The organism is Roseateles sp. P5_B10, assembly GCF_056400485.1.
In genome coordinates this window covers 1-617 of record NZ_JBFULE010001577.1, presented here as the reverse complement: position 1 = coordinate 617, position 617 = coordinate 1, and the positions used below count along the sequence as shown (strand labels likewise).

The window sequence follows — 617 nt, the reverse complement described above, 5'->3', positions numbered from 1 at the left end:
AGCATTGGATGCTGGCCGGCGGGCACCAGGTCCGCCTGCGCCCCATTGCCGCCGCGGATGCCGCTGCCGAGCAGGCCTTCTTCAGCGCGCTGTCGCTGGACTCGCGCCACAAGCGCTTCCATGTCGGCCTGCGCGAGCTCAGCCCTGCCCTGCTGAAGCTGCTGACGGATGTCGATCAGCGCCAGCACGTCGCGTGGGTCGTCGAGGCCCAGCAGCCCGGCCATCCCGTCATCGCCGACGCCCGCTACGTGCATGACGAAGACCGGCCCGAGCGCGCCGAGTTCGCGCTGGCCGTCGCTGACGACTGGCAGGGCCGCGGCCTGGGCCGGCGCCTCATCGCCCACCTGACGGCCCATGCGCGCCGCCACGGCGTGCAGCGCCTGCATGGCGACATCCTGGCCGACAACCGTCGCATGCTGGCGCTGATGCGTGATCAGGGCGCCCGCTTGACGGCCCATCCAGACGGCGCACAACTGGTGCGCGCGGTGCTCTGCACGAATGATCCGGCGATTGATGCCTTAACTAAGGACACTCAATGACGAACAAATTCAGCAACTTATTGATTTTCATTTGATTTTCGTAATAGATTGAGGACAAAATTCAGGACACGATTCCTG

The 617-nt window shown here is 65.2% G+C and carries 1 protein-coding gene; it reads left to right on the top strand.

The window, feature by feature from the left end:
- A partial coding sequence (locus AC1DU6_RS34670) for an N-acetyltransferase family protein (RefSeq protein ID WP_477863046.1) occupies positions 1 to 539 on the top strand: 539 nt, incomplete at its 5' end.
- Between the last annotated feature and the right edge of the window lie 78 nt (positions 540 to 617).